Origin of the sequence: Corynebacterium phocae (genome assembly GCF_008693075.1) — a bacterium.
Classification (GTDB): Bacteria; Actinomycetota; Actinomycetes; order Mycobacteriales; family Mycobacteriaceae; genus Corynebacterium; species Corynebacterium phocae.
Window position 1 is genome coordinate 1 of record NZ_VXKJ01000009.1, and the last position, 501, is coordinate 501.

General features: G+C 50.7%; 1 pseudogene. It reads left to right on the forward strand.

The features are described 5' to 3' along the window. Positions 1-501: pseudogene (locus F4V58_RS12395) on the forward strand (MSCRAMM family adhesin SdrC); the annotation flags it as partial.

The following is a 501-nucleotide window of genomic DNA, read 5'->3' on the forward strand; positions in this document are numbered from 1 at the left end:
GATGGTGACGGCCTGGGCGATGTCGATGAGACTGACGTCAATCCAAAGGATGGCGTCAACGATTTGGTTGACGGTGTTGATAAGGACGGCGACGGTATTCCTAATGATAAGGATCCGGATGCTGATGGCGATGGCGTGAATAACGCTGATGAGGAAGCCATTGGCACCGATCCGCTGAATCCTGATTCTGATGGTGATGGCACCAGCGATGGTGATGAGGACTTCGACAAGGATGGCAAGACCAACGCTGATGAGTCAGTCGTTCCGACTGATCCGGACACCGGCAAGGATATTCCTACTACCGATGCTGATGATGATGGTTTGGGCGATGTTGATGAGACCGATGTTAATCCTGATGATGGTGTCAACGATTTGGTTGACGGTGTTGATAAGGACGGCGATGGTATTCCTAATGATAAGGATCCGGATGCTGATGGCGATGGTGTGAATAACGCTGATGAGGAAGCCATTGGTACCGATCCGCTTGATCCTGATTCTGAT